The 20,965-nt window shown below is 66.0% G+C and carries 21 protein-coding genes; 6 read left to right on the forward strand and 15 right to left on the reverse strand.

What is annotated here, in order from left to right:
• Positions 1 to 3: 3 nt before the first annotated feature.
• Positions 4 to 438: a MarR family winged helix-turn-helix transcriptional regulator gene (locus AC5RUF_RS08475; RefSeq protein WP_493997330.1), complete on the reverse strand. Its 435-nt coding sequence runs from the start codon at positions 436 to 438 to the stop codon at positions 4 to 6.
• A 109-nt stretch (positions 439 to 547) separates the two neighbouring features.
• On the opposite strand from AC5RUF_RS08475, the gene AC5RUF_RS08480 reads away from it, so the two are divergent.
• Positions 548 to 1,156 carry an NADPH-dependent F420 reductase gene (locus AC5RUF_RS08480; protein WP_494130271.1) on the forward strand — a complete coding sequence of 203 codons (609 nt, stop codon included), beginning with the start codon at positions 548 to 550 and terminating at the stop codon, positions 1,154 to 1,156.
• Between the two features lie 28 nt (positions 1,157 to 1,184).
• Here AC5RUF_RS08480 and AC5RUF_RS08485 read toward each other — a convergent pair whose 3' ends face one another.
• Positions 1,185 to 2,282: a HoxN/HupN/NixA family nickel/cobalt transporter gene (locus AC5RUF_RS08485; protein ID WP_494130272.1), complete on the reverse strand. Its 1,098-nt coding sequence runs from the start codon at positions 2,280 to 2,282 to the stop codon at positions 1,185 to 1,187.
• A gap of 116 nt (positions 2,283 to 2,398) precedes the next feature.
• On the opposite strand from AC5RUF_RS08485, the gene AC5RUF_RS08490 reads away from it, so the two are divergent.
• Positions 2,399 to 3,049, forward strand: a complete 651-nt coding sequence (locus AC5RUF_RS08490) for an NADPH-dependent F420 reductase (protein ID WP_494130296.1) — start codon at positions 2,399 to 2,401, stop codon at positions 3,047 to 3,049.
• Positions 3,050 to 3,114: 65 nt separating this feature from the next.
• Here the strand turns inward: AC5RUF_RS08490 and AC5RUF_RS08495 are convergent, their stop codons facing one another.
• The 6 genes from AC5RUF_RS08495 to AC5RUF_RS08520 all read right to left on the reverse strand — a co-directional run bounded on the left by AC5RUF_RS08495 (position 3,115) and on the right by AC5RUF_RS08520 (position 9,241).
• Positions 3,115 to 4,143, reverse strand: coding sequence for a zinc-binding dehydrogenase (locus AC5RUF_RS08495; RefSeq protein ID WP_494130273.1), 1,029 nt, complete (start codon positions 4,141 to 4,143; stop codon positions 3,115 to 3,117).
• A gap of 133 nt (positions 4,144 to 4,276) precedes the next feature.
• Positions 4,277 to 5,332 carry a zinc-dependent alcohol dehydrogenase family protein gene (locus AC5RUF_RS08500; protein ID WP_494130274.1) on the reverse strand — a complete coding sequence of 352 codons (1,056 nt, stop codon included), beginning with the start codon at positions 5,330 to 5,332 and terminating at the stop codon, positions 4,277 to 4,279.
• 152 nt (positions 5,333 to 5,484) lie between these two features.
• Positions 5,485 to 5,880, reverse strand: a complete 396-nt coding sequence (locus AC5RUF_RS08505) for a YchJ family protein (RefSeq protein ID WP_494130275.1) — start codon at positions 5,878 to 5,880, stop codon at positions 5,485 to 5,487.
• Between the two features lie 68 nt (positions 5,881 to 5,948).
• Positions 5,949 to 7,322 carry a serine/threonine-protein kinase gene (locus tag AC5RUF_RS08510; protein WP_494130276.1) on the reverse strand — a complete coding sequence of 458 codons (1,374 nt, stop codon included), beginning with the start codon at positions 7,320 to 7,322 and terminating at the stop codon, positions 5,949 to 5,951.
• Positions 7,323 to 7,508: 186 nt separating this feature from the next.
• A complete protein-coding gene (locus AC5RUF_RS08515; protein ID WP_494130277.1) occupies positions 7,509 to 8,801 on the reverse strand; it encodes an Nramp family divalent metal transporter in 1,293 nt (430 codons plus the stop codon).
• Between the two features lie 236 nt (positions 8,802 to 9,037).
• The gene (locus AC5RUF_RS08520; RefSeq protein ID WP_493996249.1) at positions 9,038 to 9,241 is read right to left on the reverse strand and encodes a cold-shock protein; all 204 of its coding nucleotides are present in this window, start codon (positions 9,239 to 9,241) and stop codon (positions 9,038 to 9,040) included.
• 210 nt (positions 9,242 to 9,451) lie between these two features.
• Between AC5RUF_RS08520 and glsA the strand changes: the two genes are divergently transcribed.
• Positions 9,452 to 11,266 (forward strand): glutaminase A, encoded by a 1,815-nt coding sequence (gene glsA / locus AC5RUF_RS08525; protein WP_494130278.1) that lies wholly within the window; start codon positions 9,452 to 9,454, stop codon positions 11,264 to 11,266.
• Between the two features lie 365 nt (positions 11,267 to 11,631).
• Here the strand turns inward: glsA and AC5RUF_RS08530 are convergent, their stop codons facing one another.
• The 4 genes from AC5RUF_RS08530 to AC5RUF_RS08545 form a co-directional block, all read right to left on the reverse strand.
• Complete coding sequence (locus AC5RUF_RS08530) at positions 11,632 to 11,835, reverse strand: cold-shock protein (protein ID WP_146362594.1); 204 nt, start codon at positions 11,833 to 11,835, stop codon at positions 11,632 to 11,634.
• Between the two features lie 192 nt (positions 11,836 to 12,027).
• Complete coding sequence (locus AC5RUF_RS08535; RefSeq protein ID WP_494130279.1) at positions 12,028 to 12,570, reverse strand: DUF421 domain-containing protein; 543 nt, start codon at positions 12,568 to 12,570, stop codon at positions 12,028 to 12,030.
• 104 nt (positions 12,571 to 12,674) lie between these two features.
• On the reverse strand, positions 12,675 to 13,157 hold the full coding sequence (locus tag AC5RUF_RS08540; protein ID WP_493996252.1) for an acyl-CoA thioesterase: 483 nt from the start codon (positions 13,155 to 13,157) through the stop codon (positions 12,675 to 12,677).
• A gap of 44 nt (positions 13,158 to 13,201) precedes the next feature.
• The gene (locus AC5RUF_RS08545; protein WP_494130280.1) at positions 13,202 to 14,191 is read right to left on the reverse strand and encodes an LLM class flavin-dependent oxidoreductase; all 990 of its coding nucleotides are present in this window, start codon (positions 14,189 to 14,191) and stop codon (positions 13,202 to 13,204) included.
• Positions 14,192 to 14,330: 139 nt separating this feature from the next.
• Here AC5RUF_RS08545 and AC5RUF_RS08550 point away from each other — a divergent pair, with 139 nt between their 5' ends.
• Positions 14,331 to 15,026, forward strand: coding sequence for a hypothetical protein (locus tag AC5RUF_RS08550; RefSeq protein WP_494130281.1), 696 nt, complete (start codon positions 14,331 to 14,333; stop codon positions 15,024 to 15,026).
• Here the strand turns inward: AC5RUF_RS08550 and AC5RUF_RS08555 are convergent.
• Positions 15,023 to 15,538, reverse strand: coding sequence for an SRPBCC family protein (locus tag AC5RUF_RS08555; RefSeq protein WP_494130282.1), 516 nt, complete (start codon positions 15,536 to 15,538; stop codon positions 15,023 to 15,025). The genes AC5RUF_RS08550 and AC5RUF_RS08555 overlap by 4 nt on opposite strands.
• A 117-nt stretch (positions 15,539 to 15,655) precedes the next feature.
• Between AC5RUF_RS08555 and AC5RUF_RS08560 the strand changes: the two genes are divergently transcribed.
• Both AC5RUF_RS08560 and putP read left to right on the forward strand, forming a co-directional pair.
• Entirely contained in the window at positions 15,656 to 16,384 is a 729-nt protein-coding gene (locus AC5RUF_RS08560; RefSeq protein WP_494130283.1) for a DUF72 domain-containing protein, read from the forward strand.
• 62 nt (positions 16,385 to 16,446) lie between these two features.
• Positions 16,447 to 17,958, forward strand: coding sequence for a sodium/proline symporter PutP (putP, locus tag AC5RUF_RS08565; RefSeq protein WP_493996257.1), 1,512 nt, complete (start codon positions 16,447 to 16,449; stop codon positions 17,956 to 17,958).
• Between the two features lie 55 nt (positions 17,959 to 18,013).
• Here the strand turns inward: putP and AC5RUF_RS08570 are convergent, their stop codons facing one another.
• Positions 18,014 to 18,976, reverse strand: coding sequence for an L-lactate dehydrogenase (locus tag AC5RUF_RS08570; protein WP_493996258.1), 963 nt, complete (start codon positions 18,974 to 18,976; stop codon positions 18,014 to 18,016).
• Between the two features lie 114 nt (positions 18,977 to 19,090).
• The gene (locus AC5RUF_RS08575) at positions 19,091 to 20,902 is read right to left on the reverse strand and encodes a gamma-glutamyltransferase family protein (protein WP_494130284.1); all 1,812 of its coding nucleotides are present in this window, start codon (positions 20,900 to 20,902) and stop codon (positions 19,091 to 19,093) included.
• Between the last annotated feature and the right edge of the window lie 63 nt (positions 20,903 to 20,965).

A 20,965-nucleotide genomic window follows, 5' to 3' on the forward strand; every position in this document is an offset into this window, starting at 1 on the left:
GCGTCAGTCCCGGGCCACCTTGGCCAGCGAGGAACGCACCGTTGCCAGATCGGCCGCATCCAAACGGTCGATAAAGAGCCGGCGGACCAGTTGCACATGCTCCGGGAGCACCCGTGCAATCAGTTCGCGTCCTGCTTCGGTCAGCACGAGCCGGACCGCGCGTTCATCACCGGCGGCGGCGGACCGGAGCACCAGCCCCTTACCTTCGAGCTGGCCGGCCTGGTAACTCAGACCGCTTTTGGTCACCACCAGGGCACCGGCCAGCTCGGTCATTCCCATCCCCTCCGGCGCTCCGCTGAGACTGGCAAGGATGGAGAACTGAACCTCCGTGAGCCCGTATGACCGAAGCTGCCGGCTCACCTCCCGCTGCAGCCGGTCCCCCGCGCCGCGGAGGGCGAAGTAGGCGGCAAGTTCATCCTCACTGAGACGGGCTGTCAAAGTTTCTCCCCCGGGGTCTTGTTCAAATTTGAACTACCTGTTACGTTTCTCGATGTTAGTTCAAATTCGAATAATAGCAGGCGGCATCCGCCGCCGGACAGGACCAGCCATGCGTATTTCCATTCTCGGTACCGGCCACATGGGCAGGACCCTCGGAGAGGGTTTTTCCAAGGCAGGGCACGACGTCGTTTACGGATCCCGGACCCCGGAGGAGCAAACGGGGCTGCCCGGCCCTGCGGTCAGCTATGCCGAAGCGGCCGCGGGCTCGGACGTGGTCCTCAGCGCACTGGCGGCGGCCCACTCGCTGGAGGTCCTGACCCCGCTGCGCGACCAGCTGTCCGGGCGTGTGCTGATTGATATCGGCAATGCGGTGAACGGACAGATGGATCTCATCTATCCGGACTCCAGCCTGGGTGAACGACTGCAGCGTGCCCTGCCCGAAACGCAGGTGGTCAAAACCCTCAGCACCGTTGGCGGTCCTATCGGCATAAACCCGGCGCAGCTGTCGGCGCCAACCAATGTGTTCCTCTCCGGAAACGACGCCGAGGCCAAGGCCGTGGTGTCCGGCCTGCTGGCGGACCTCGGCTGGGAACCGGACCGGCAGGTGGACCTGGGCGGCATAGCCACCGCCCGGGCGGTGGAACACTACTTCCTGTTGTTCGCAGCGCTGATGGGTGCCCTGCGCAGCCCGGCATTCAACATCGCAGTCACCCGGTAGCTGGACCACCAACGGCGGCGAGCCGTACTCAGGTGCTTTGGCTCCCCCGCACCCCGGACATGTTCTCTGTCCCCGACGCCTTCCACCACGAGTACGCCGCAGCCCAAGCCGCAACAAACAGGCCCACCACGGCAAATCCGAGGTACTCCAGGTCCAGGTTCCCCACCCAGGCCACAGGCCCCGAAGACAGGGACAGGGTTTCCGTGAACAGCCCGCCCAGGACAACAGTCCCTACGCCGAACGCCGCCAGCACTGACACCCCGGTGATCACCAGGTTGTAGAACACCTTCCGTGCAGGACGGTCAAACGCCCACCGGTAGACCCGGCTCATGAGGATTCCGTCCAGCGAATCGAACAGCACCATGCCGGCCGTGAAGAGCAGCGGCAGCACCATCACGGCCTGCCACGGCAGGACAACGACGGCGCCGCCGGCCACCACAAACAGGCCGATGGTCGTGGCGGTGTCCAGTCCCAGGCCGAACAGGAATCCCAGCGGATACAGCTTCCATGCCTTGTCCACCCGGCGCGACACCGGAGCCAGCAGCCGGGCGAGAAGCCCGCGCTGGTCGAGCGCCACCTCCAGCTCGGCGTCGTTGTAGCCGCCGGCGCGCAGCTTCCGGTAGGCACGGATGATCCCGCGCAGGGCCAGCAGGTTGATGGCCCCGATCAGCAGCAGGAAGCTCCCGGACACGGCCGGCCCCCAGACACCGGCAAACTGCCGAAGGACGGAGCCGTCGTCGGACAGCTGCCCGGCGACGGCGTTCACGCCGGCAGCCAACAGCCCCACGGCCAGCAGCACCACAGTTGAATGGCCCAGCGCAAACCAGAACCCCGTGGAAACCGGCGGGTTACCGCCTGCGGCCAGCTTGCGGCTGGTGTTGTCGATAGCGGCAATATGGTCCGCATCAAAGGCATGCCGTACTCCCAGCAGGTACGCCGTCAACGCCAGTCCGACACCGAACCCCGAGCCGCCGGCGGCCGTGTAACCGTGCGGGAGCACCAGCAGCAGGAATCCGCCCCATCCCAGCAGATGCAGCAGGACAATGCCCACCCCCATCCACAAAAGCGTTTTCCGCCGGGAGTTACGAACGGCTACGGGGTCAGGGGCAAATACGGCTGCAGACATGCGCCGATCCTAGGAACCGCAGGTTTCCGAGACGTAACAGCACGGGAACTACGTCGGAATATTTCGTACGTCACAGGGTTTAAGCCTGTATGAGCACATTGGAGAGCACCCCACGGATTCGTACCATCGGCTTCATCGGCAGCGGGAACATCGGCTCCCAGCTGGCACGTCTCGCGATTAGGCAGGGCTACGACGTCGTCCTGAGCAACTCGCGCGGGCCCGAGACGCTGCAGCCGCTCATCATGGAACTCGGTGAGCACGCGCGCGCCGCCACCCCGGCGGAGGCTGCGGCAGCTGGGGACATTGTGGTGGTCACCATTCCGCTGAAGAACTACCCGCAGGTCCCGGTGGAAGAGCTGCGCGGCAAGACCGTCATCGACACCATGAACTACTACCCCCAGCGTGATGGCAACATTGCCGAGCTCGACGACGAGTCCACCACCACCAGCGAACTGCTGCAGAACCACCTGCCGGATTCGCACGTGGTGAAGGCGTTCAACAACATCACTGCGGACCACCTGGCCAGCCAGGGCTCCCTGCCGGGCACACCCAACCGCCGTGCCCTGCCGATCGCGGGCAACGACGCCGCGTCCAAGGAACTTGTCTCATCCCTGATCAATGAGTTCGGGTTCGACGTCGTGAACGCCGGCCCGCTGTCCGAAGGCTGGCGCTGGCAGCGGGACACCCCCGCCTACGTCACGGCGCTGGACAGCAAGGGGATGGAACAGGCCCTGGCCGACGCTGTCCGGTACGCCGACATGCCCTGATCCGGGCCGCAGAACAGCAGCAGCCTCCCGCCGGAACGCGGGAGGCTGCTGAGGTTAAGGACCGGCTACGGGATCAGCACCAGGCGGATCGGGTTGCCTTCCTTGGCGTCCAGGGCCTGGACGGCCTTCTCGGCATCGGCCAGCGGGATGCGGGCGCTGACGGATTTGGCGAAGTCCAGCCGCCCCAGCCGGGTGAGGGCAACCAGCTGCGGAACGTGGTGCGCCTCGGAGCCGTAGTGCCCGCGGATCTGCTTGCGGGCATAGGAGAAACCGGTGCTGTCATTGATGGTCATCGGCTTGCCGGACAACCCCACCAGCACCAGGCGGCCGCGCAGGCCCAGGCAGTTGACGGCCTGGCTGCGGACGGCGTCCACGCCGGCGAAGTCCAGGGCGACATCCAGTCCCTTGCCGCCGGTGGCGGCCTTCATGGCCTCGGCAAAATCCGCGGCCATCGGGTCCAGTGCCAGGTCGGCGCCGAATTCGAGGGCGCGTTCCCGCGCTTCGGGAATGGGGTCGACGGCGATGATGGGCGCCGCACCGATCAGGCGCAGCAACTGGACCCCGTGGGCTCCAAGTCCGCCGATGCCCCAGACGCCCACTGCTTCTCCGGCACGCACATCCGCGGTGGAGGCGATGGCGCCCCACGGGGTGGAAACGGCGTCGGGAATGATGGAGGCCTGGTCAAAGGGGATGTCGTCGCCCAGCGGAACCAGCACGCCGGCAGGAACCACCAGGTACTCGGCCCAGCCGCCGTCGTAGTCCACTCCCATGGTGAGCGTGACGCCGTTGTACTCGTAACCGGCCTGGACCACCACGCGGTCGCCGGGGGCAACGGAGGTGACGCCGGCGCCGGGCAGGTCCACAGTGCCGGCCACCTCGTGGCCCAGGGTGACCTCGCTGCCCTTGAGGAACTGCGGGCGGAGCAAACCCTGGATCAGGTGGACGTCGGAGAGGCAGACTCCGGCGGCACCGACCTTGATCCGGACGAACCCGGGGCCGGGCTCGGGAATCGGGACCTCCTTCATGGCGAAAGTGCCCGTTTCAACGTTGAGACGTCCGGCAATCATGGTGCCGGCGGAAGTGCCATTGGACATGGAAAACCTCTTTTGAGCGAAAACTGCGGCGGCAGTTGCTCACCGCGGTTCTCATTATCTGCCCGCACCCCGAATGCGCAAAAAACAGCCGGGCGGGCATCCGGCTGCCCGCCCGGCTGCTTCCGCGATCGGACTAGGCCTGCAGGATCACTTTCAACGCGTCGGTTTCCGCCGCGCGCGAGAAGGTGTCATAGGCCTCCATGATGTCGTGCAGGGGGTACCGGTGGCTGATGAATTCCTCCGCCGGAAGCTTTCCCTCCGCCACCAGTTTCAGCAGCATGGGCAGGGTATTGGTGTTCACCAGGCCCATGCTGATGTCGATGTTCTCGATCCACAGCCGGTCCAGTTCCAAGCTGACCGGCTTCCCGTGCACACCCACGTTCGCAACGTTGCCGCCGGGGCGGACAATGTTGGTGCACATCTCGAAGGTCGCCGGGATGCCCACCGCTTCAACGGCCACGTCCACTCCCCAGCCGTCGGTTTGGGCCATGATCTGGTCACGCCAGTCGGCGTCCCCGGAATTGACGCCGTGCGTTGCCCCGAACTTTCGGGCCTGCTCAACCCGGTTGGCATCCAAATCCACGGCAATGACCTTCGCGGCCCCGTAGAGCCGTGCCGTGGAGATCACGGCCAGGCCCACCGGGCCCGCACCGATCACGGCCACCACGTCACCGGGCTTGGTCCGCCCGTACTGCACACCCATTTCGAATCCGGTGGGAAAGATATCGCTCAGCAGAACGCCGTGTTCCTGCGACACGTTTTCCGGCAGGTGGTACAGCGAGGTGTCAGCGTAGGGGGCACGGACATATTCGGCCTGGGTGCCGTCAATCAGATGGCCGAATATCCAGCCGATGCCCACGCTGCCTTCCTCGCCCAGACAGTGCGAGTACAGGCCGTCCCGGCAGAAACTGCAGGACCCGTCTGCGGACACGCAGGAAAGGATGACTTTGTCGCCCACCTTGAAATTGGTGACCCCGCTGCCGGTTTCGGTGATGGTGCCGACACCTTCATGGCCCAGGATCCGACCAGGCGTCACGGCCGGCACATCGCCTTTGAGGATGTGCAGATCAGTACCGCAGATGGTGGTGGAATCAATCTTGATGATGGCGTCCCTTGGGTCCTGGATCTGGGGATCCGGTACATCCTTCCAGGACTTCTGCCCGGGACCTTCGTAAACGAGTGCTTTCATAGTGTCCTCGCCTGCTCATCCGACCGCATGCAGGGCCTGGGATGCACCTGCATTTCGGGAGCTTCCCGGAGCGTACCTGCCTCGCCGGCCGGCAGCCGTCGGATGTTATCCAGCCTAGGTCGTGGGCCGCCGGGGTTGGAAGAAGCGGACGGCTATACGCCGTCCAGATAGAGCCATTGGCCGTTCTCCCGGACAAAGCGGCTCAGTTCATGTTGGCTGCCGCGTTGGCCGTCCTGCCGGTAGTGGGCAGTGAACTCCACCGTTCCCGTGGAATCCAGGGGGCCGCCGCCGGAGGTGGCAAGGATGTCCAGCCGCCGCCATTCAAGCTCCGGGTCCAAGTCCAACTGGTCCGGTCGGTGGTCGGGATGCCAGGTGGCCAGCAGATAGGGGGCATTGCCGACGGCAAACGCGCTGTAGCGCGAACGCATCAGGGCCTCGGCGGTGGGCGCGGATGCGCTGCCGGAGTGGAACCGGCCGCAGCAGCTGCCGTAGGTTTCCCCGCTCAGGCAGGGGCAACGGGAATCAGCGGTCAGGGCAGAAATACTCACCTATCCAGTATCGCCCGGCGGGGCGGTCCTGCCCGACGGCGTGTTTCCGGCCGGCTGATCCCAACCGGCTAGGGCCCGAAGCTGTCCTGCAGCCGTTCCAGGTTGTGGCCGATATCCCCGGGAACCACCTGCCCGTCCGGAAGGGCCCCCACCCGGCCCAGCATCAGGACCACGGCAGCGGTCAGCACCGTCATCACCAGGACGGCAAGCAGTGCCCGTCCGGCCGGCGAGGGACGCTGGTCCGCCATCACCTGCACCCGCGACACCTGGGCCGCGGCAACCATGGAGGCGGCTTTCCCCACCGTGGGCGGATCGGCAGGCGGGGAGCTGAGCGGCAGCGGCGCCGAGGGATGCAGTTCACCCGCCAGTACGGCCGGCCGCAGCAGGGGAACTTCCTCCCCTGCCGGCAGGGAAGCAGATCCGACGGCGGATCCCGGTACCTGCTGCCGGGCGGCGGGCTGCGGTTCGGACCGCCGTTCCGGCGGGGACGCCTCCGCCGTTACCGGTCCGGTCCACAGGTCCCCGGCCCCGGCCCCGGGAAGAGCGGACGAGTCCGTGGTGGAAACCGGCCGGACGGTGCCTTCGGCCCAGCGGTAGTCCAGCAGCCCGGCCGAGACTTCTGCGGCAGTGGGCCGTAGGTCCGGGTCGCGGCTGGTCATCGCCGCCAGCAGCCCGCGCAGCTTCGGATCCAGCGAGGCCGGAAGATCCGGATCCCTGCTGAGACGGGCAACGGCGGACTCGATGGCACTGCCGCCGTATTCCACCCGGCCGGTCACGCATTCGAGCAGCACCAGGCCCAGCGAGTAGATGTCGCTGGACGCCTGCGCCTCGATGCCGGAGGCCTGCTCCGGACTGAGGTAGTTCGCTGTCCCCAGCGTGGCGCCGGCGGCCGTGATACGGGCGCCGTCAAGGATCCGGGCAATGCCGAAATCCGTCAGCTTGGCCCGCAGGGCGGTGCCGGGAATGGCGGGCGGAAGCAGGATGTTGGCCGGCTTCACATCACGGTGCACCACCCCGCGGTTATGGATGTAGGCCAGGGCCCCCGCCAGCTCGGCACCGATGAAGCCGATGTCCGTGTGCTGCACGTCGGTCTCACGGAGGCGCTTGCGGAGGTCGGGGCCCTCCACGAGTTCCATCACCAGATAAGTGCGCGGCTCACCCGCTTCGCCGTCGTCGCGCCCGGCGTCGTCCTTGCCGGCGTCGAACAGGGTCACCAACCCCGGATGCGACAGGGAGGCCAGCAGCCGCATCTCGTTTTCCTGCCGCCCGACGTCGTCTGCCGCCAGGGCGCTGGCCCTGAAGAGCTTCACGGCAATGTCGCGCCCGAGCGCTTCATCCTGGCCGCGGTAGACGGTTGCCATGCCGCCGTGGCCGATAGGTTCGATAAGCCGGTACCTGCCTGCAATGAGCCTGCCCAGGCCACCCGTTGCACTGGTTTCCATGCTGCAACCTTCTCTCGCCCTCCATATAGCGTAGCGGAGCAGATTCATGGCGTAGATGGCCCGTAACCACTTTTTTTCTACCCGGTTTTACCCCTCGTGGAAGCCCGGTTACTGCGCTAAACTGGGCCGCCGCCGCAGCACCGGCGATGGTCTCTGAAGGACTGTACTGCCGTTCAATCCGGGGGGCTAAAGGGCTTTCTGGATGGCGTCCCACGCCTGCTGCAGGCCAAGTGCCACAAACAGCAACGCGGTCAGTCCCAGGGCCAGGTTGGTATGGAGCTTGTTGGCCCATTCCTTGGGTATGCGCCTGCCGTTGAGCAGGCCCAGCAGCGTCAGGGCAAGGAACGGCATAAACAGCGAACCCAGCACTCCGTAGGCCAGGATAAGGGCGATCGGCTGGCCGAGTTGGAAGAGGATCATCGGCGGGAAAGTCAGCCACAGGACGTAGAAGCGGAAGTACTTGCCGCCTACCCGGGTATCCGGATGCCCGGATTCCTTGCCGCGGATGTTTCCCCAGAAATCCGCGAACATCAGCGAGACACCGTTCCACACCCCGATGATCGAGGAAAAGGACGCCGCCCAGAAGCCCACCAGGAAGCCTGTGCCCACCACGTTTCCGTACTCGGCTTTCAGCACGTCATACAGGTCCAGCAGGCCGGCGTCGCCGCTGGAAAGGGCAACGCCGGCAGACCGCACCACTTCAGCGCCGACAATGAGCATGGCTACCACGAAAATCCCGGTCATCACGTAGGCCATGGAATTGTCGATCCGCATCACCCGCATCCATTTGGGCGTGTACCAGCCCTTTTCCCGCAGCCAGTACCCGTACGCGGCCAGGGTGATGGTGCCGCCCACGCCGCCGGCAAGCGCCAGAGTGTAGACGACGCCGCCCGCGGGGATCATCGGAACCAGTCCGGCGAACATCGCCGGGATGTTGGGCGTGGCAATCACTGCGAGCCCCACCACGGTCACGAACATCAGGCCCACCAGGACGGCGGTGATCTTCTCGAACGTGGCGTATTTCCCGAACCAGACCATCACGAAACCGGCCAGACCCATCAGGACTGCCCAGGCAGTCAGCGGAAGGGCCGGGAACACGGCGGCCAGCGGCAGGGCGGCGGAGGACATGGCGGTGGCGCCGTAAATGAAACCCCACACCATGATGTAGGGGCCGAAATACCAGGTGGTCCACTTTCCCAGGGAACGCCAGCCCTCAAAGATGGTGCGGCCGGTGGCCAGCGTGAAGCGGCCCGCACCCTCCACCAGGATGATCTTCAGGACAACACCCAGGACGACGGCCCACAGCAGGGCGTAGCCGTAGCGCGAGCCGGCCACGAGCGTGGCCACCATATCGGCGGCACCGACGCCGGTTGCCGCCACCACCAGGCCCGGGCCGATCACCTTCCATTTGGCGGGGGCGCCGCCGTCGTCGTCCACTGCGTGTGCGTGGTTAAGCGGTCTCTGGGGGATGTTGGACATTCCGGGTTCCTTACCTTGGGCCGAGGAGCCGGGCGAGGATACCTGCGCAGTAGTGTGCCGCGCATCACCCGGCATGGTCATTCTTACATCCGGGATATGCGCGGGAAAAGAAACGGCGGGTATGCGTCGGGTTCGGCCGGCAGCACTGCGGCCCCGGGCAAAACAAAAGCAGGACGGGATTTCTCCCGTCCTGCTCCTGAGTCAAGCGGGCCCGTGAAACGGACCTGTAAGTCTAATTAGGCAGGCTGGATGTTGACGGCCTGCGGACCCTTGGGGCCCTGCTCGGTGTCGAAGCTGACCTTCTGGTTCTCTTCGAGAGACCGGTAGCCACTGGCGTTAATAGCGGAGTAGTGGGCGAAAACATCGGCGCTGCCATCATCGGGTTCGATGAAGCCAAAGCCCTTTTCAGCGTTGAACCATTTCACGGTACCTGTTGCCATTTTTAATCATCCTTCTAAAGCGAAACCAGCCCCGACCGTCGGGGAGTTTCAGGCTGCGTCGTCCTTGGTGGCAAATTACAGAAAAAGCGGCTGGCCCTGGATCTGGGTTTCGCCGCTTGAACTTACATATTGCGCAACTCCGCAACTGCTATAAGCATACAACGGGGCCCTGAGCAGAGTCACCCCTCTGGGAGCCCATAGTCTGGAAGTATGGACTCCCCCATTGAGCACTACCTCCGCAAGATCCACGCCGAACTGGCCGGGTTGAAGGACGGCACACCGTATAGCGGCATCCCTGCCATGGCCAGCGTGGATCCGGACTGTTTCGGCATAGCCCTGGCCACTGCCGACGGCTATGTCTACGAAGTGGGCGACACCCGCGAAGAGTTCAGCATCCAGTCCATCTCCAAACCGTTCACTTACGGCCTGGCCCTGGCCGACCTGGGCATGGACGCCGTGGACGAAAAGGTGGACGTGGAGCCGTCCGGGGATTCCTTCAACGAAATCTCGCTGGCGGAGGGCACCGGCCGGCCCGCCAACGCGATGATTAACGCCGGCGCCCTCACTGCAACGTCCCTGGTCAAAGGCTCCGGCGGCCGGACCCGGTTCAAGCGCATTTTGGACACCTACTCCGCCTTCGCCGGCCGGGACCTCTCCGTCAGCCAGCGGATCTACACCTCCGAGGTGCGCTCGGGCCACCGCAACACCGCACTGGCCTACCTGCTGCGCTCCTTCGGCATCATCGAATCCGATCCGGCACCGATCATCAAGGACTACTTCCGGCAGTGTTCGGTCATGGTGAACGCCCGGGATCTGGCACTGATGGCCGCCACATTGGCCAACAGCGGACGGCATCCCCTCTCCGGCGAGGAAGTCCTTGACCTGGCTTCGGTGGAACGCGTGTTGTCGGTGATGACCACATGCGGCATGTACGACGACGCGGGCTCCTGGATCAGCAGCGTCGGCATGCCCGCCAAATCCGGCGTGGCCGGCGGCATTCTCGCCGTCCTGCCGGGGCAGGTAGGCCTCGCCATATACTCCCCGCCCCTGGACGAACACGGCAACAGCGTGCGGGGCGTCGCCGTCAGCCAGCGGCTGTCCAAGGACCTCGGACTGCACTTTGTGCGGGCCGCCCGCACCGGCCGCTCGGCCATCCGGGCCATGTATGACATCACCGCCACGCCCTCGGGCATCCGCCGCACCGATGAAGCGGCGGAGATCCTCGCGGGTCACGGCCACCGCGTACAGGTAATCGAACTGAACGGGGACCTGCTCTTCGCGGGCGCCGAATCGATGGTCCGTGCGCTCAGCGAGCTGGACGACGACGTCGAAATTGTGGTGGCCGACCTGCGCAGCGTGGACGAGGTGTCCGACGTCGCCATCCGGCTGATCGCCGAGGCGGAAGACATGCTGCGCAGGGACGGACGCGAACTGGCCCTGGTTGATATCGAGGGTTCGGTGACCGAGGCACTGCTGGAGAAGGGCCGGGACACCGCCTCCTTCGCCACCCGCTCCGCCGCCATCGAGTGGAGCGAGAACAAGCTGCTGGAAGGCTACGGCACCGAGCTGGTGCTGCCGGACGCCATTGAACCGGCCGACTCCCCCGCGCTCGGCCCGCTGGAACCGGAGCAGGCCAGGCTGCTGCAGGACAGGATGGAAGACCGCACGTTCGACGACGGCGATGTGGTCCGGCGCGTGGGCCAGCGCTTCGGCGGTGTGTTCTTTATCGTCTCCGGGCACATCACCACTTCCATGCCCGGGCCGGACGGCGTCCGGGTCAAGCTCGCCACCCTGGGTCCGGGCATGACCTTCGGGGAAATGGCCATGGGCGAGGACAAGCGCCAGGAAACCACAGTGAAGGCCGCCGGACCGCTGAAGCTGAAGGTGCTGACCGCTGAGGCGATCGAGGACCTGGCCGAAAAGGATCCGGTGCTGAGCATGAACCTGTGGAAGGCGCTGACCCAGGACGCGTACACCCGCGTGGAACAGTATCTGCGCGAGGCTGCTGTGCGGATTCGCGACTAGGTTGTGTCCGCGGCTCCGGTGTCCGCGGCAGGTCCGCGGCACCGGTGCCCGCGGCAGGTCCGCGGCACCGGTGCCCGGGACGGCGGCAACGAAATTCCTTGCTCGCAGAGCTCGCAGGAATATTAAAGCCGCCTTACCCGGACGCCTGCGCCGCTACGCAGGCGGGCCAGCCGGATGGGGCGGCAGAGCAGTAACAGCACAGCACCGTGCATGCCGGCACCGCTGCATCAGCGGCTTTGAAACCACGGTCAGCGTGGGTGTGCCGCTTGGGTGGGGAAGGGGCCGTTAACGCAAAAGCAGGACGGGCGAACCCGTCCTGCTTGATGCTGTTACGGCACTGAAGCCGTTACAAAGTCTCTAAGAAATTAGAGGGCCTGGATGTTCGAGGCCTGCGGACCCTTGGGGCCCTGCTCGGTGTCGAAGCTAACCTTCTGGTTCTCGTCCAGCGACTTGTAGCCGTTGGAGTTGATAGCGGAGTAGTGAGCGAAGACGTCGGCGCTGCCGTCGTCGGGCTCAATGAAGCCGAAGCCCTTTTCGGAGTTGAACCATTTCACGGTACCTGTAGCCATTTTAATATTCCTTCTGGATTGAAACACTTCCCGACTTTCGGGAGGTTTCAGTCGCGGTGTTCCTTTACCGCTTTTACAGAAAAGCGGCTAGCCCGTTTGGGTTTCGCCGCTTGAAATACAAAATGCGCAACACAACAACTGCGTTTCAGCCTACAGGACCGGGGCCGAAAGTCCAAACGGCGGCCTGCACACCTACTCCGGCAGGAGCAGGTCGGCGGGGATCCGGGACCGGCCGGGCACCCGGTTCAGCAGCAGCGGGTCTATCCGCTGTCCCCGCCGCAGCACGGTCACGTCACCGGTGGTTTCCAGGATGGCGGCGGCCACCTCGGAGAAGTTCCGGATGCCGGCCTGCCGCAGCTTGAAGTACAGCTCCTCATCCAGGACGCGCGCTTTGCGCAGTCCGTCGGGAAGCACCTCGCTGCCGGCCATCAGCAGGATGGGGCGGCTGGCGAGGAACGCCACGTCCTTCTCCCGTATCCAGCGCTCCAACCGCAGCATGGCAAACAGGGTGGCCAGCCCCACGATGCCGGCCGCCAGGGTGGGCGTGTAGCCCAGAATTACCCGGCCCAGCAGGGAGCCAAGGGCAATGACCACAGCCTTGTCCAGCGTGGACCAGGTGGCCAGCGCACGCAGGCCGAAGGCCCGGACAAACAGGAAAAACGCCGCGTAGATGCCTACGGCCCCCAGGACAACCCAGAGTGCTTCCAGCGGGGCGATACCAAGGTTGTGCTCCACAGCGCATCTCCTTGCACTAGGAAATATCAGGGAAGATTTCCCGATGCTAGCGCCGGGGCCGGGCCCGCATAAGGTGCCTCCCGTACCTGAGGGGCCGCAGCGGGTCAGCCGAAGACCGGGTCGCCCCGGTAAGGGGCCGCCATGTCCCGCTGTTCGGGAGTGAGCCGCTGCAACGCGCCCGTGGCGCCGTCGACAAACGCCAGGGTGGTTTCCGCCCGCACGCAGGGTTTGCCAGTCACCGGATCGGAGATTACGTAGCCGAGCGTGAGGCTGGCGCCCTTGAGCGCGCTGATCCAGACGTCGACGTCGGCCGGGATGTTCCGGTAGGCCAGCTCCGCCACATACCGGATGCGGTGTTCGACAACCAGCGACTGCGTGCCGGCTGGAACGTTGGTGAACAGCGGGACGGCGGGTGCCACTCCCGGCCCTCCCGTGCCGCCCGGAGGGCCGAAGGCATGCACGCGTGCCTCTTCAAGCATCCGCACGATTTCCACGTTGTTGATATGTCCGTAGGCATCCATGTCTCCCCACCGCATGGGAACCGCGCAGCGGATGGGGGCGGGTGCGGCTGTGTTGCTAGGGCTCATCCTTCATATCTAGCACAGCAGCAACACGCCGCCTCACCGCTCGCCTAGGCGCTGACCGGCAGCGCAGCCTCCGCCAGCAGCTGGAAGGAGCGCAGACGCGTTTCCAGGGTGGCGGTCTGCGTGGCGACGATCAGCTCGTCCGCCTGGGCGTGCCCGGTGAACCAGTCGAGGTAGTCGCGGACTTCTTCCGGGTTACCGACTGCGGAGTAACGGCCCATCTGCTTGACCTGCTGTCCACCCGGGGACTGCAGGATGGCATCGGCTTCTTCATCCGTGAATGTACGGTCGCGGCCAAAGAGCTGGGTCACCCGGCGGCGCATGGAATCGTTGAACAGCTGCTGCGCCTCTTCCGAGGTTTCGGCGGCCACTACGTTGACGCCGGCAATGACGTACGGCTCGGCCAGCTGCGCCGAGGGCTTGAAGTCCCGGCGGTAAATGCTGACCGCGTCCTGCAGAGCCTGCGGGGCGAAGTGCGAGGCGAAGGAGTACGGCAGGCCCAGGGCTGCGGCCAGCTTGGCGCCGAAGAGGGAAGATCCCAGGATGTACAGCGGCACGTTGGTGCCCGCTCCCGGCGTCGCGCTGATGCCCGGGATCAGGGTGTTGCCGGTCAGGTAGCCCTGCAGTTCCTGGACATCCTGCGGGAAGCTGTCCGCGGACATAGGGTCGCGGCGCAGGGCGCGCATGGTCTTCTGGTCACTGCCCGGTGCCCGGCCAAGGCCCAGGTCGATGCGGCCCGGGAACAGGGTCTCCAGGGTGCCGAACTGCTCGGCAATGGTCAGCGGGGCGTGGTTGGGCAGCATCACGCCGCCGGCGCCCAGCCGGATGCTTTCGGTGTGGGCGGCAATGTAGCCGATCAGCACACTGGTGGCGGAGGAGGCGATGGTGGGCATGTTGTGGTGCTCCGCGTACCAGATGCGGGTGTAGCCGAGCTTTTCCGCTTCCTTGGCCAGCGCCAGCGAGGAAGCGAAGGAATCCCTCGCGCTCTCGCCCTCATCGATGATGGCGAGATCGAGAATGGAGAGCGGGACAGTCATGGGGGCTTGCCTTTCAGTTGCCTGCATGCCGGGCGGTTTTGTCCCGGCACGCTAAATGCAACCGCAGGGGCTGCCAGCTTATTTCGTGACCCGTTCCACCACGGTTCCCTTCCCCCATCGCCGGTGCCACACTCCTGCCATGTCCCAGTCTCAGAAGCGGGCCGCACACCGGACCCGCCCGGCCAAACCGGTACGGGACCTGCCGCTGTTGTCCCGCCTTGTGTTGTTCTTCACGCCCTTCAGGCGGAAGGTCCTGGGCTTCCTCGGGGCAGCAGTCACCTGGCTCCTGTTGAGCCTGGTACAGGACGATAATCCATGGCACCCGGCCCTGGTCCTCCGCGACGTGCTGTGGTGGGGAGCTTGGACCTTCGCCGCCGTGGTCCTGGCCAACCGGATGCGCCGGCCGTTGGCCCTGCCGCAGCAGCACATGCTTGCCCTGGCCCGGGAACGCTACAACCAAGAGGAAACGTGGCTGTCGCCCAAACATCCGGAACAAGTGCTCGACGCCATGGTCCGGGCCTTCCCTTCTCCGGGCGCAACCGCGTCCCGGATAGGCGAGAGCGTCCTGGTGGAACTAAGCCGTGAGTACCGGCCGGCTCCAAGCCAGGACCCTTGGCGGCACCAGGATGCCCTGAAACACCTGAAGTTCCGGCCAGCCATCCTGGTGTTCGCCCTGCCGGGCCCGGACGATGCCGGTACGCGCGTCCACGCGTTCAGTCAGGACGTTCAGCAAACCGGCCTGTATGACGTGCTGACGCTGGCCGACGAAATGACCGCGAGCGCGCTGGCCGCGGCCCGCGAGGCAACCGCTGGCACCCGGGAAGCCGACGCCTAGTCCGGCCTTCGCCGCCGGGCCAGGTAGCCTGCCAATCTGGAAAACGATGCGTCCCAGCCGCTCAGGTGTAAACGCAGTTCGCGGTCGTCGCTGAAGGGCCCATGGCGGAACGTCATGCGGGTCACGGCTTCTCCGTCCCGATCCCGCAGCGGCTGCAAATCCACGTTGATCAGCCGCTGCGGACCGGTGGGGGTGCCATCCGCCTCCTGCCACTGCTGAGTTGCTTCCATTTGGTGCGGCGGATCAAGGATGCGGAATTCGCCGCCCCACCACAGTTCGTCGCCGCTCACCACGTTGATCATGCAGGCCTGGTATTCCCCGCCCACCTGTTCATGGGCAGATACACGGTCCGGCGGCACAATGAAGCCCTCCGGCCCCCACCAGGACGTGATGCTGGAGAAATCCGTCCACGCCGAATAGATTGCCAGCGGGCTGGCCGCAAGGTCCCGCACCATGTGTAGGAAGTCCTCGCCGTCGTCGGGAAACTCCTCATCGGGAAGCCTGCTGTTCATGGGCGCTCCTAGTTGCACGGGGACGGCGGGCATGTCAGGGCCTGCCTCCAGTGTGAAACCCCTGCCCGGCCGGCACAATCCCGCAACCGTGCCGGGCCAGCGGCTAGGTTGGATGGGGTGAGCATCCATATCGGAACATCGGGCTGGGCCTACAACCACTGGCGGAACGTGCTGTACCCCAAGGGTGTGCCGGCGCGCGTGTGGCTGGAAAGGTACGCGGAGGAATTCGACACCGTGGAACTGAACGGCAGTTTCTACCGCTGGCCGCGGGAGGAGGCGTTCGCCGCCTACCGCGACCGGCTGCCGGAGGGCTACGTTTTCTCGGTGAAGGCCCCAAGAGGGCTCACCCATGCCCGGAAGCTGCGGGACCCGGATGAGTGGATCGGACGGATTGACCGCTGCTTCCAGGCACTTGGCGACCGCGCCGGCGTGCTGTTGTTCCAACTCTCTCCGGACATGGAGCGCGACGACGACCGCCTGGACTACGTGCTGGCCCACCTGCCGCCGCAGATCCGGGTGGCGGTGGAATTCCGCCACGACAGCTGGAACGCCGAGGAGGTCTTCGCCCTGCTCGAACGGCGCGGCGCGGCGTACACCGTCATGAGCGGCGCGCACCTGCCGTGCATCCTGCGGGCCACGGCCGATTTTGTCTACGTCCGCCTGCACGGCCCTGACCCGGAGCACCTGTACGCCGGCTCCTACTCGGAGGCGGATCTGCAGTGGTGGGCGGAACGGATCCGGGAATGGGAGCAGCAAGGCCGGGACGTGTACGCCTACTTCAACAACGACGGCGAGGGGCACGCGGTGCGTAACGCGCGGCGGCTGCGCGAACTCACGGCGGTGTGATCTCTGCCATACTTGGACGCCGTACTCCTCACTCGCACCCTAGTTGAAACGGCACCAAGTAAATGACTGACCAGACGTACCAAGTGATCGCCATGGCGATCTACATGCTCGCCATGCTCGGAATCGGGTTCTGGGCGTACCGCAAAACCAATGACCTGGATGACTACATGCTGGCCGGCCGGGACCTGAAACCGGGAGTTGCCGCGCTCAGTGCCGGCGCATCCGACATGTCCGGCTGGCTGCTGATGGGCCTGCCCGGCGCCATCTACGTCTCGGGTCTGGTGGAGGGCTGGATCGCCGTCGGGCTGACCGTGGGTGCCTGGCTGAACTGGAAGTTCGTGGCGCCGCGGCTGCGGACCTACACGATGGTGGCCAACAATTCGATCACCGTGCCCAGCTTTCTGGAGAACCGGCTGCGGGACCGTTCCCGGATGCTGCGCGTGGTCTCCGGGCTGATCATCCTGGTTTTCTTCACCTTCTACGTCTCCTCCGGCATGGTGGCCGGCGGTGTCTTCTTTGAGAGCTCCTTCGGCTCCACCTATGTGACCGGCATGCTGATCGTCGCCGTCGTCACCATTGCCTACACCCTCTTCGGCGGCTTCCTGGCCGCCAGCTACACCGATGTCGTGCAGGGCCTGATGATGGTGGCCGCCCTGGTGCTGGTGCCCGTGGTGGGCCTGACCAAGGTGGGTGGCTTCGGCGGCATGACGGATTCACTGCGCGAGGTGAACCCGGACATGCTGGACCCGATTGCCGGCGGCACCGCGCTGGGCATCATTTCCGCCCTGGCCTGGGGCCTGGGCTACTTCGGCCAGCCGCACATCATTGTCCGGTTCATGGCCCTGCGCTCCCCCGCCGACGCGAAGGCCGGACGCCGCATCGGCGTCGGCTGGATGCTGTTCAGCGTGGTGGGGGCAATCCTCACGGCGCTGGTGGGCGTGGCCTACTTCCAGCAGAACGCCCTGACCCTGGATGAGCCCGAAGCTGTGTTCCTGAGCCTGGCGCAGATCTTCTTCCACCCGCTGGTGGCCGGCTTTGTCCTGGCCGCCGTGCTGGCCGCGATCATGAGCACCATCTCCTCCCAGCTGATCGTCACCTCCTCCGCCCTGGTGGAGGACCTATCCCGGATTGTGCTGAAGCGCGAGGCATCGCCCAAGTTCCTGGTGCTGCTGGGCCGGCTGGGTGTGCTGGTGGTCTCCGTGATTTCCATCCTGATTGCCCTGGGCCGCAATGACACCATCCTGGACCTGGTCGGTTTCGCCTGGGCAGGCTTCGGCGCCTCCTTCGGACCGACCATCCTGCTGGCCCTGTTCTGGCGGCGCCTGAGCACTTCCGGCGCGCTCACCGGCATGATCGCCGGTGCGGTCACCGCATACGTCTGGGGCAGCATCGATGCATTGTCCGGCACCCTCTACGAGATCGTGCCCGGCTTCGTGATCAACGTGCTGCTGTCCGTGGTGGTCAGCCTGCTGACGCACAAGCCATCCGCGGAGGTGGAGGCCGAGTTCGACGACGCCGTGCGCCTGGCCAAGGAGCCTGCTGCGTACGGCGCGGAGCCGGCACGGGTCCGCTAGGTCCCGCACAACCGGCGGCGTCCTCTCCGGATTGGGAAGGCGCCGCCGGAGCTGTCTAAATCCCCAAGGAATCCAGTGTCTTGCGCAGGGTCTCCGCCGAGTCCATCAGCTTGTTTTTCTCCGCGTCATCCAGCGGCATCTCCAGCATCTTGTAGACGCCGTTGTGCCCCACGATAGAGGGCAGCGACAGGGCCACTCCCCGGATCCCGTACTCCCCGGCGAGCGTGGCCGATACCGGGAGCACGGCGTTTTCGGCATTCAGGACCGCTTCCACAATCCGCACACCGGCAAGGCCGATGGCATAGTTCGTGGCTCCCTTGCCCTCGATCACCTGATAGGCGGCGTTGACCACGTCATGGGTGGCAGCAGCCAGGAACTCATCGGTGAAGACCTGGCGTCCGCTGACCTGCCACTCCCGGATGGGCACGGGTCCGATGGTTGCGTTGGACCAGACGGGGAATTCCGAGTCTCCGTGCTCCCCGATGATGGTGGCATGCACGCTGGTCATCAGCACGTGTGCCTCACGGGCCAGCAGCAGACGCAACCGCGAGGTATCCAGGACAGTGCCGGAGGAGAAAATACGGTTACGGGGCAGCCCGCCGATCTTCTGCGCCGCTACCGCCAGGACATCCGCAGGGTTGGTGACCTGGATATACACCGCGTCCGGGGCCTGTTCCATCAGCCGCGGCATCAGCGACTCCAGGATCCGCACATTGGTGCCGGCCAGGTCGAGCCGGCTTTGGCCCGGCTGCTGGCGTGCCCCGGCGGTTATCACTATGACGTCGGAACCGGCGAGCGCCTCAATGTTGCCTCCGCCGGTAACCGTATTGGCTCCGGTGAACTGGGTGCCGTGGGCCAGGTCCAGCGATTCGGCCTCCGCTTTGACGGCATCGATGTCGTAGATGGCAATCTCGCGGGCGGTGTCACGGATGATGGCCGCGTAGGCCAACGAGGTGCCGACGCTTCCGGCGCCCACGATTCCGAGTTTGGTGACGGGTCGGGTGGTGATATTGGCCATGGCGCTGCCTCACTCGCAGTAGGAAGGGACCCCTCTCCCACGATAGGCGGGCGCTTCCCACAGCGGAACGGAGCACGGACCCGTCCGGTCCCTTTCGGGGCGGATATGCCTGCGTCAGCGGCCGGCGGCGTATCCCTGCATCCCCCGGGGGTTCGCGGCGGCCTGCATCAGGCCGGTTCCGGCAGCCCGCGTCACTGCCGAGAGGCGCCCCAGGGACCAGTCCCCCGCCCTCGTCACCACATGGCCGCGCGCCTCCAGGTCTGTGATGACCTCCCCGCCCAGCCGGTCCTCCACCACGGCACCGCCCGGGGTCCAGGTGCGGGGCCAGAACGAGCCCGGGATGGAGGTGGTGTGCAGGGCCGGGGCATCAATGGCCTGCTGCGGGGTGTAGCCGCCCACAATGGTGCGCAGCAGATACAGCAGCTGCCACTGGTCCTGCTGGTCGCCGCCGGGGGAACCCAGCGCAGTGACGGGTTCACCGTCCCGCAGCACCAGGGTGGGGGTCAGTGTGGTCCGCGGACGTTTACCCGGTGCCAGGGTGGACGGCGCCCCCTCCTGGAGCCACGTCATCTGCAGCCGGGAGCCCAGGCAGAACCCCAGTGCCGGAATGGTGGGCGAGGACTGCAGCCAGCCGCCGGACGGGGTGGCGGAGACCATGTTTCCCCACTGATCCACCACGTCGATATGGCAGGTGTCCCCGCGGGTCTCTCCGGTGGGCGCCACCGTGGGTTCGCCCACGCCGGCGAAGCCGGCCGCCTCCCGGGCCAGGGCCGGCGGCCGGTACTCCGTGCGCAGCGGCGGAATGAAGGGCACATAGCCGGGCACCGTGCCGGGCCGGAACTCAGGGGAGGCAGTGTCACCGATCAGTGCCCGCCGGCCGGCGGCATATTCCTCGCTGAGCAGGTAGTCCAGGGGTACCGGAGCATCGCCGTAATAGGCCTCCCGGTCCGCAATCGCCAGCTTCTGGGCTTCCAGGATGGTGTGGGCGCCGAGGCCCGTGGAGGGGTCCAGCCTTTCGTCCCCGAACCCTGCCAGGATGGCCAGGGTCTGCAGCAGCGCCGGGCCCTGCCCCCAGGCGCCGGTCTTGGCGATGGTGTAGCCCCGGAACTCATACGTCACCGCGGGCTCGAAGCCTGCCTCGAAGCCGGCGAAGTCAGCCAGGGAAATGACGCCGGCATGGTCCGTCCCCGAGGAATGCCGGTGCGGAGCGGCAAGGAATTCAACGGCGGCCCGGGCCACAAACCCTTCGCGCCATTCCCTCCGTGCGGCATCAATGCGCGCGGCACGGCTGTCTTCCCCAGCGCCGGCGGCCACCAGCCGGTCCAGCACCGCCGCGTACGCTTCGTTGCGGATGATCTCGCCCTCCTGCGGCGCCCTCCCCTCGGGCATCCACTGCGCCGCGGACGTGGGCCAATGATCGCTAAACAGCTCTGCCACGGCCTGGATGGTGGCCCCCACACGCCCCACAACCGGATGCCCATTCCGTGCATAGCCCGTCGCGAAGGCCAGCACGTCTCCCAGCTCCCAGCTGCCGTGGTCCCGCAGGAGCAGCAGCCAGGCGTCCACGGCGCCCGGCACCGCCGCCGCCAGGGCACCTGCCCCGGGAACCAGTTCCAACCCTTCGGCGAGGTAGTGCTCCCGCGTGGCGCCGGCCGGGGCCGGGCCCTGTCCCATCAGCACCACGGGTTCGGACGGATTGGCCGCCGTGGCAAACACTCCCGTCATGTCCCCGCCGGGACCGTTCAGGTGCGGTTCCACCACATGCAGCACCAACCCGGCAGCCACCGCTGCGTCGAAGGCGTTGCCGCCCCGTTCAAGAACGGCCTGGGCCGACGCCGTCGCCAGCCAGTGCGTCGATGCGCTCATCCCGAAGCTCCCCTGCAGGGTGGGCCGGGTGGTGAATGAAGCGGGCGGGGTATAGGTCACGGCAGCGTCTTTCATGCGGGAGGGGCGGTCAGGGGCATCCTTGCACCGCCCGCTATTGAATAC

This window comes from Arthrobacter sp. Y3224198, assembly GCF_059090025.1.